Annotated in this window: 10 protein-coding genes; 5 read left to right on the plus strand and 5 right to left on the minus strand. The window is 73.0% G+C overall.

Annotated elements, in window-relative coordinates; genetic code table 11:
• The first annotated feature begins 188 nt into the window (after positions 1–188).
• Both AC060K_RS20490 and AC060K_RS20495 read left to right on the plus strand, forming a co-directional pair.
• Positions 189–1,481, plus strand: a complete 1,293-nt coding sequence (locus AC060K_RS20490; RefSeq protein WP_483767201.1) for a lipase family protein — start codon at positions 189–191, stop codon at positions 1,479–1,481.
• Positions 1,482–1,610: 129 nt separating this feature from the next.
• Complete coding sequence (locus AC060K_RS20495; RefSeq protein ID WP_483767202.1) at positions 1,611–1,898, plus strand: DUF1905 domain-containing protein; 288 nt, start codon at positions 1,611–1,613, stop codon at positions 1,896–1,898.
• 6 nt (positions 1,899–1,904) lie between these two features.
• On the opposite strand, the gene AC060K_RS20500 is transcribed toward AC060K_RS20495, so the two are convergent.
• Both AC060K_RS20500 and AC060K_RS20505 read right to left on the minus strand, forming a co-directional pair.
• The gene (locus AC060K_RS20500) at positions 1,905–2,180 is read right to left on the minus strand and encodes a zf-HC2 domain-containing protein (protein WP_483767203.1); all 276 of its coding nucleotides are present in this window, start codon (positions 2,178–2,180) and stop codon (positions 1,905–1,907) included.
• 142 nt (positions 2,181–2,322) lie between these two features.
• A complete protein-coding gene (locus tag AC060K_RS20505) occupies positions 2,323–2,808 on the minus strand; it encodes an aromatic ring-opening dioxygenase LigA (RefSeq protein WP_483767204.1) in 486 nt (161 codons plus the stop codon).
• 206 nt (positions 2,809–3,014) lie between these two features.
• Here AC060K_RS20505 and AC060K_RS20510 point away from each other — a divergent pair, with 206 nt between their 5' ends.
• Positions 3,015–3,539: a putative immunity protein gene (locus AC060K_RS20510; RefSeq protein WP_483767205.1), complete on the plus strand. Its 525-nt coding sequence runs from the start codon at positions 3,015–3,017 to the stop codon at positions 3,537–3,539.
• 82 nt (positions 3,540–3,621) lie between these two features.
• Here the strand turns inward: AC060K_RS20510 and AC060K_RS20515 are convergent, their stop codons facing one another.
• On the minus strand, positions 3,622–4,125 hold the full coding sequence (locus tag AC060K_RS20515; protein WP_483767206.1) for a GNAT family N-acetyltransferase: 504 nt from the start codon (positions 4,123–4,125) through the stop codon (positions 3,622–3,624).
• Between the two features lie 136 nt (positions 4,126–4,261).
• On the opposite strand from AC060K_RS20515, the gene AC060K_RS20520 reads away from it, so the two are divergent.
• Together AC060K_RS20520 and AC060K_RS20525 are read left to right on the plus strand one after the other, a co-directional pair.
• Positions 4,262–5,371 carry a cellulose binding domain-containing protein gene (locus AC060K_RS20520; protein ID WP_483767207.1) on the plus strand — a complete coding sequence of 370 codons (1,110 nt, stop codon included), beginning with the start codon at positions 4,262–4,264 and terminating at the stop codon, positions 5,369–5,371.
• Positions 5,372–5,740: 369 nt separating this feature from the next.
• Positions 5,741–6,148, plus strand: coding sequence for a VapA/VapB family virulence-associated protein (locus tag AC060K_RS20525; protein ID WP_483767208.1), 408 nt, complete (start codon positions 5,741–5,743; stop codon positions 6,146–6,148).
• A 134-nt stretch (positions 6,149–6,282) separates the two neighbouring features.
• Here the strand turns inward: AC060K_RS20525 and AC060K_RS20530 are convergent, their stop codons facing one another.
• Together AC060K_RS20530 and AC060K_RS20535 are read right to left on the minus strand one after the other, a co-directional pair.
• The gene (locus AC060K_RS20530; protein ID WP_483767209.1) at positions 6,283–7,146 is read right to left on the minus strand and encodes a GNAT family N-acetyltransferase; all 864 of its coding nucleotides are present in this window, start codon (positions 7,144–7,146) and stop codon (positions 6,283–6,285) included.
• Between the two features lie 56 nt (positions 7,147–7,202).
• Entirely contained in the window at positions 7,203–8,036 is an 834-nt protein-coding gene (locus AC060K_RS20535) for an HAD family hydrolase (protein WP_483767210.1), read from the minus strand.
• Between the last annotated feature and the right edge of the window lie 160 nt (positions 8,037–8,196).

Here is an 8,196-nt window from a genome sequence, read left to right on the forward strand (position 1 = left end):
GGTTTGGTGTGGGCCGGCTTGCCCGGGCGCATCCCCCCCCCATGCCATCCCCACAGCGGTTCCGGTAGCGGAGGGGGCGTGTCTTCTTCCGTGGCGGGCTTACTGATGGTAAGTAAGTAGCGGGTCGACGACGACCCGGCCTCCCGCAACGACGCGGGAAGCACCTGGAGCTCGACGAGGAGGTCTCCATGAAGCGAACCATCGTGCCCCGGAGCGCCCGACGCAGGCACCGTGTGACCCTCGGTGCCGTCGCGGGAGTCGCGGCGCTCGCCCTGCTGGTCCCCGCGGGGCCGGCCGCCGCGTCGGCCGCTGCGCCGCCGGGGTCTGCGCCGCTGGCCGCCGGACCCCTGGCCGCCGGACCGGCGGCTGCTGAACCGGCGGGGCTCGCCGCCGCGGTCCCCGGCCCGCCCGACGACACGTTCTACACCCCGCCCAGCCCGCTGCCTGACGGCGCCGACGGCGAGGTCATCTGGTGGCGCGAGGACGCGCGCAGCCTCAGTGCGCGCAACTTCCTGCTGCTCTACCACTCGACGAACGCCACGGGTCAGGACGTCGCCGTGTCGGGCCGGGTGCTGGTGCCTACGACGGCGTGGCCCGGCCCGGGTCCCCGGCCGGTGGTCTCGATCGCGAGCGGGACCCGCGGGGTCGGCGACTCGTGTGCCCCGTCGCGCTGGTTCCTCGACTACGAGCGGCCGTTCCTGGAGCCCATGCTGCGCAAGGGCTGGGCGGTGGTGATCACCGACTACGAGGGCCTTGGCACACCCGGCGGCCACACGTACGTGGTGGGGCAGTCGGAGGGCCGGGCGGTGATCGACATGGTGCGTGCCGCGACGAAGGTGCCCGAGACCGGCCTGCAGGCGGGCGGCAAGGTCGCGTTCTCGGGCTACTCGCAGGGCGGAGGCGGAGCGATGTGGGCCGCTGAGCTGCAGCCGTCGTACGCGCCGGAGCTGGACGTGGTGGGCGTCGCGGCAGGCGGCGTCCCGGCCGACCTCACCGCCGTGGCCGCAGGCCTGGACGGCCGGATCGGCTTCGGGTTCCTGCTGCTCGCGGCCTACGGCTTCGACAGCGCGTACCCCGAGCTGAACCTCGAGGGCTACCTCAACGAGCGCGGCCGGCAGATGTACGCCGACGAGGAGGACGCCTGCGTGGACGCCATGCTGCTGCACGCCTACCAGCGGCTGAGCATGTTCACGACGTCCGACCCGCTGCAGCAGCCCGACTGGCAGGCGCGCCTCGCCGAGAACCGTCTCGGGGCGAGCCCGCCGCGCGTGCCGGTGTACCTGTACCACGGCACCGTCGACGAGATCGTGGCGCCCGGCCAGGCCCGGGCCCTGCGCGACCACTACTGCCGCGCAGGGACCGACGTCTACTGGGAGTGGCATGTGGGCGAGCACGTCACGACGATGCTGACCGCCGCGCCCACGGTGATCACGTTCCTCGACAACCGGTTCCGGGGCCGGCCGTTCTGGCTCCACTGCTGAGCGGGGCCCGGCGCCGGGCGGGCTGCGCCCCACCGCCCGGCGCCGGGCGGGCTGCGCCCCACCGCCCGGCGCGGGCGGGCACGCCCCACCGCCCGGCGCGGGCCGGGCCAGGCCGGGCACACTGGGCGCATGGAGTGGACCTTCAGCGGCCAGGTGATCGAGTGGCGCGGCCCGGCGCCGTACCTCTTCGTCGCGATCCCCGAGGACGACAGCGACGACATCCGCGAGGCCGCGCGTGAGGTCGTCTACTGGGGCCAGGTCCCGGTGGTCGCCACGATCGGCGGGACCGAGTTCACCACGGCGCTGTTCCCCAAGGACGGCCGGTACCTGCTCCCCGTGAAGGTCGCCGTGCAGCGTGCGGAGGGCGTCGGCGAGGGCGACACCGTCCAGGTGGCGTTGCGCGTGGCGCGCCGCTGAGTCGCGCTACGCGGCCACGCGGGACTGCCTCAGCCGCCGCGTGGCGGCGGGGTTGGTCCAGACGGCCACCCGCGTGTCGGTGAACGCGCGCAGGCAGCCGGGGCAGCCGACGAGGTGGTCGTCGAGGCGGCGCCGCTCGGCGGGGAGCAGGGCGGACCGGAGGTAGTCGCGCAGCGCTGCGCGGACGGCCGAGCACCCGACGACACGGTCGAGCGTGACCCCCCAGGCGGCCTGGGGCTGCGGGATCGGGACGGCGAGGGCGGCCGGTGCGGTGTGTGCCATGCATCCCAGACGGTCGAGCACGCCGGATGTCACAGCACTTCGCGAGATTCGTTCCGATTTCTTTCGCTGTGGGTACACGTATGGCCGCCTCCCGGGGCGGAGAGGCGACCATACGTGTACCCACAGCGGTGGGCGGGGCGGGTCAGACCGAGGCCAGGTTCGCCTCGCGCGGCGTCTGCTCGCTCACGGCGACCACGGAGGCCCGCCGGAGCGCCCAGCCGACGACGACGAACAGGAGCCCGAGCCCGATCACGAGCGCGCAGAGCCCGAACGAGATCACCGACGTGAACAGGGAGGCCCGCAGGAACGCTGCGGTCTGGACGGTGTCCCGGACCGGGTCCTCGCGGTCGAGCTCGGCGTACGTCTTGCCGCCCGACGCCTCCATGGCATGGCCGGAGATGACCTCTGCCTGGGCGAAGGCGGTGAGCGGATCGCGGACGGGGTCCCCGACGAGGGCGCCGCCCATCATCGTCGAGTCCTCGTGGACCGTGATGCCCTCGGCGGCGAGCTGCGAGGACACGAGGCCCCACGCGCCGATACCGATGAGGGCCATGACGAGGCCGGCGACGATCGTGAGGAGCGCCGCGGCCTGGAGACTGCGGTCACGTGCGTTCGGGTGAGGGTTCATGCCGACCAGGCTAGGGATATGTACGCATGGCGAACACCTGGCTAAACGGTTAGGTGTTCTTGACTCTGATTGTAGTAGTCCGCAGGTGTGGCGTCGGGGGAGGTGTGCTGGGAAGCCTGGTCGGCGGCCGGCCTGCGCGCCCGGAAGCCCACCCTGGGGAGCGCAGGTCCTGGAGCGCCTCACCGGCGCTCGCTAGTGTCGGGACCGTGCCGATCCTCCCCACCGAACGTGACCCCCGACTGATCACCGTGCGCCGCGGCGGAACCTTGACGGACGAGCACCACCACCTCCTGGCGGAGTGGGCGGCGGTCTGCGCCGAGCACGTCCTGCCCCTCTTCGAGCAGGAGCGTCCCGACGACCCCCGCCCGCGGGACGCCATCGCCGTGGGCCGGGCCTGGATCCGCGGCGAGGTGCCCATGAAGGAAGCCCACCGCACGTCCTTCACGGCGAACGCGGCCGGCAAGGACCTGCCCGCGCCCGCGAAGCTCGCGGCGCTCGCGGCCGGGCAGGCGGTCGCGGTGGCCCACGTCGCCGCGCACGACCTGGGCGCGGCGGCATACGCGATCCGGGCGGCCGCTGCGGCAGCCGCCTCAGCGGGGGACGACGCCGAGGCGGCCCGCCTCGCGGAACGGGACTGGCAGCGCGAGCGGATCCCGGCCGAGGTCCGGGAGCTCGTCCTGGACGACCAGCGGCAGCGGAGCGCGATCTGCTGGAACGCCTTCGACGACTGATGGCTGACGGCCGGCTACTGCCCGCCGTCGGCGCGCCGCGACCAGGCAGCTGTTGCCCGTCCGGCGCTGGGACGGGGAACAGCTACCTGGTCGCGGGCGCCAGGTCCAGCGCGTACGCCACCAGGACCAGGCCCGGCTTGTTCTCCGGGCTCCAGTCGCGTTTCGGGACCCGACGGAAGCCGAGCCGCTCGTAGAGCCGGTGGGCGGCGTGCATCGCGGTCTGGCTCGAGAGCACCACGCGGCTCACCCCTGCGACCTCGGCCCGGTCGAGGCACGCTCGGGTGAGTGCCTCGCCGATGCCGCGGCCGCGGGCCCCGGCGTCGACCGCCAGCATGCGGATCTCGGCCTCGCCGTCGCGGGCGAGGTCGGCCATCGGGCCGGGCCCGGGCACGTACGTGACCCCGCCGAGCAGGCGCTCGTGGTCGACGGCGACCAGCACGAGGGCCGACGACGCCCGCCCGCGCACGTCACGCAGGAAGGGCAGGTACTCGCCACCGAGGAAGCCTTCGCGCAGGTACGCCTGCGCGGTGAGCTCCCCGAGCGGTTCGTGCTCCGCCGCGGTCACAGGTCTGATGTCGACGTCCACGACCCGAGTGTCGCGCGTCGGCGCACGCTTTCCTAGCCCGACCCGGATCGTTTAAGTCCGCTGTGCCGCCCTGCGGGGAGCACTAGGTTCTCGTTGAAGCGCTTCGACACCCAACCGATTTCCGAGGACGTGGATCATGCGAACAGATCGAGTGCGACGGCGCCCTTCGATGCTCGGCACGGCGGTGGCCGCGCTCGCCGTCGGCGTGCTGCCGGTGGTCCTGGCCGGGCAGGCGTCCGCCGACGACGGCTGCGAGGTCGACTACACCGTCGTCAGCTCCTGGGGCAGCGGCTTCCAGGCGAACGTGACCATCACCTCCGGCCAGGCCGTCGACGGCTGGGACCTCGCGTGGCAGTTCCCCGCCGGGACGACCGTGAGCAGCGCCTGGAACGTGCGCTGGAGCCAGAGCGGCACGAGCTTCACCGGGTCCGACGTCGGCTGGAACGCTCGCATCGCCGCGGGCCAGAGCGTCCAGGCGTTCGGGTTCGTCGGCTCGGGCGGCACCGCCGCGCCCACGCAGGTCTCCCTCAACGGCGTCCTCTGCGACGGTCAGGCTGGGCCGACGCCGACGCCGACGCCGACGCCGACGCCGACGCCGACGCCGACGCCGACGCCCACACCTTCCGGCCCCGTCCGGATCATGCCCATGGGCGACTCGATCACCGGCAGCCCCGGCTGCTGGCGCGGCAACCTGTGGCAGCACCTGACGGGCGCGGGCCATGACGTCGACTTCGTCGGCTCGCAGACGCAGGGCTGCGCCCCGACCGGGTCGGACGCCAACCACGAGGGTCACGGCGGCGTCCTGGTCACTCGTGCCGTGGCGAACGGGGACACCCGGCGGTGGCTGGAGCAGAACACGCCCGACGTGCTGCTGCTGCACTTCGGCACCAACGACGCCTGGTCGAACGTGCCCCCGGCGCAGATCCTCAGCGCCTACACGACGATCGTCACCGACCTGCGGCGGGTGAACCCGGACGCGAAGATCTTCGTCGCGCAGATCATCCCGCTGGAGCCGGCCCCGTCGTTCGGCTGCACGGACTGCGGCCAGCGGGCGGTCAACCTCAACGCCCAGATCCCGGCGTGGGCAGCGGGGCTGTCCACGGCGCGGTCGCCGATCGTCGTCGTCGACCAGTGGACCGGCTTCGACCCGGCGGTCGACGCGTACGACGGCGTCCACCCGGACGACAGCGGCAACGTCAAGATCGCCGCGAAGTGGTTCGCGGCGCTGGACCGCGCTCTCCCGTAGCGGTCGCTGGCCGGACGGGGGATCGCGTCTCTCTCGTCCGGCCGACCACCCCGCTGACTTTTCATCCATTGCCGGACGCGGGACGAACAATACCCCAATGATCCGCGGGTGAATTGTTCGAAGACATTCCGCATGTTATTCCGCGTAAACCCCGGCTGAAATCCTTTTGCGTTGATCTTGATCACTGCCACCGGTCGCCGGAAAGAAGTCTTCCTGCCTACTTTCCCTCGTAGTTCTTCGCGTTCCGCGGAGGGCGCAGGGGGCAAGGGTGCCCGACGACGGGCGCCGGACCCCGACATCTCAGGGGAAGGAATGCACATGGTCGAGCAAGTGGCACGTGAAGAAAGCCCGGCGGTGGACCGTCAGGCTGTGGCGGACGGATTCGCCCGGCACGCAGAGGGCAAGCTGGAGCAGCCCACGATCGACGCCGCTGTCGAGGCGCTCAAGGCGGCGGACACGTCGTACCCGGCGAACGGCAGCGTCGCCAGCTTCATGTTCTACCTGCAGTTCCAGGTGGCCATCAAGGACGGCGGCAAGACGTTCAACGGCAAGGCCGGCGGGCTCACCACGCCCGGTGGTGGTGCCCTCTGGGGCGACGTCTACACCGACGACCTCAACCGGCTCTACAGCCAGACCGTGAGCTTCGAGTTCCAGGCCACCTCGGTCTACACGAGCCTGCTGTTCTTCGACGGGCACGGCAACCTGCTCGGTCATTTCCAGTCGGGCTCCGTCTCCACCGTCAACGGTGTCGGCGGCGGTTCGGGCAGCTGGTCCTAGCACAGCACAACCCCCCAGCACGACGGCGGGCCGCCGAGCGTCACGCTCGGCGGCCCGTCCGCGTGCCGGGGACGTGTACCCAGGACGCGTCCCGAGGGCAGTCCCGACGGCGGGTGTGGCCGCCGCCGGACGGTCTACGCGTCCCGGTAGCGGTCGCGCACCTCGGGGAGCGGCAGGAACCCGGCTGACACGTACGTCGCGACGGCGCCGACGTTCGCGCTCGGGGTGCAGACCACCGCGCTCGACGAGCCGAGCTCCCGGAGCGCCCCTGCCGCTGCGACGGTGATTGCCCGGCCGTAGCCGCGCCCGCGGTGGTCCCGGTGGACGCCCATCGGCTCGAGCAGCCCGGGCCGGCCGGGTCCGGCGGACCAGACGGCGACCGCGGCCACCGCCTCGCCGTCCTCGGAGGCGAGGAGGCAGCGGGCGTCGTCGGAGGGCAGTCCCGAGGCCATCGCGTGCCAGCGCTCCGTGCCGAACGTCGACCCGTCGAACGACGACCGCACCGTGGCAGCCCACTCCTGGGCCCGCTCCGGGCCGACGACCTCGATCCGCACGCCTGGATCGGGCACCGGTTCCGTGAGGTCGCGCCGCAGCGGGGTCCACGGCTCGTCGGTGGCCCATCCGGCCCCGGCCAGCACGTCCTGCAGGGCGGCGGTCGCGGGTGCCTCGACGTTCACCCGGCCTGGCGGCAGGACGCCGCGCCCGGGCTCGGTCAGGTCGTCGGCCAGCCGTCGCGCGAGCTCGTCGTCGTGCAGGGCGTCCGGTGCGAGCGCCAGCCGCAGGAGCGTGGGGCCGTCCAGCAGACCGACGGCGAGGACCTGCCCGTCCCGGCTCCAGGTACGCACCGCTGCGGCCGTCGCCTCGGCACCGAACCGCCAGAACCAGCCGATGTCGCCGGGGTGCAGCTGGAACGGCGTGCCCTCGCGCTGCCAGCCGCGCAGCGCAGCCACTGCCCCGGCCAGTGAACCGGCCTGCGGCGCGCTCGTCTCGATCGCCATGGGGCGATCACACACCACGCGGCGGCTGATCTCGACGGATTTCTCGTCGGCCCTGGTCAGGACGCCGCCCGCTCGGCGGCGGGCGGCGCGAGGAGCGACCGGAGGACCATCGCGGCGCCCTCCTCGGCCAGGGTTCTCGTCACCGCCCCGGCGGCGGACCGCACGACGGCGGACGCGTGGCCCATCGCGTACGAGCGGGCGGCCCATGCCAGCATCGGCAGGTCGTTCACGCCGTCGCCGACCGCGACGGTGTCCGCCGGGTCGACCCGGAGCCGCTGCCGCACGACGTCGAGCGCGGTGGCTTTCGACAGGCCCTCGGGCGTCACGTCCAGCCAGTGCGGCCCGGCAGGGTTGACGGTCACTCCGAGCGAACGCACCGGCTGCATCAGGAGCGCGGCCGCGTCCGGGGCGGCGAGGACGACGCGGGGGGACGGCTCCTCGGACAGGTCGTCACCGCCGACGACGGTCTGCCGCCCGTTGAGGTCGTCCTCCGCGAAGGGTGCGGAGACCTTGTAGCCCCAGCCCACCTCCTCGACGGCGACCCGTACTCCCGGGCAGAGCCGGCGTGCGAGCCGGACCACAGGCCCGACGTCGAGCACGTGGCACGTCTCCACGCGGTAGCCGCACGGCATGGTGCGGTCCAGCCGGGCCGTGACGGCACCGTTGGACGCCACGAGCCACGCGCCCTCCAGCCCGAGGAGCGTGGCGACCGGCAGGACGCCGACCAGGGAACGGCCGCTGGCGAGGGCGACGCGGGAGCCGGACGCGACGACGTCGGCCACCGCGTCGCGGGTGTCCCTCGGGACGTGGAACGAGCCCTCCGCGACCAAGGTGCCGTCGATGTCCAGGGCGACCAGGAGCCGAGGCGGCTCGACGCTCGTGATTCTCATGGGTCCTCCTCGCGCACGGACAGGTCGTGGTCCGGAATTCTGGGGCGCGGCGGAGGCCCAGGTCTCTGGTGCCAATCGGTTAAGACGGTCACATCGGGCCGCGATCAGGCGATCACGCACCGTCTGGGGCCGGATTCGGTGCGCGATCGCCTGATCGCGG

It is taken from the genome of Antribacter sp. NEAU-D49 (genome assembly GCF_057158775.1).

What these genes read in the sequence shown, in the direction of transcription:
- AC060K_RS20535 (WP_483767210.1), bottom strand. Translation starts at nt 8,036, where the DNA reads ATGAGAATCACGAGCGTCGAGCCGCCTCGGCTCCTGGTCGCCCTGGAC.
- AC060K_RS20495 (WP_483767202.1), top strand. Translation starts at nt 1,611, where the DNA reads ATGGAGTGGACCTTCAGCGGCCAGGTGATCGAGTGGCGCGGCCCGGCG.
- AC060K_RS20530 (WP_483767209.1), bottom strand. Translation starts at nt 7,146, where the DNA reads ATGGCGATCGAGACGAGCGCGCCGCAGGCCGGTTCACTGGCCGGGGCA.
- AC060K_RS20490 (WP_483767201.1), top strand. Translation starts at nt 189, where the DNA reads ATGAAGCGAACCATCGTGCCCCGGAGCGCCCGACGCAGGCACCGTGTG.
- AC060K_RS20505 (WP_483767204.1), bottom strand. Translation starts at nt 2,808, where the DNA reads ATGAACCCTCACCCGAACGCACGTGACCGCAGTCTCCAGGCCGCGGCG.
- AC060K_RS20520 (WP_483767207.1), top strand. Translation starts at nt 4,262, where the DNA reads ATGCGAACAGATCGAGTGCGACGGCGCCCTTCGATGCTCGGCACGGCG.
- AC060K_RS20500 (WP_483767203.1), bottom strand. Translation starts at nt 2,180, where the DNA reads ATGGCACACACCGCACCGGCCGCCCTCGCCGTCCCGATCCCGCAGCCC.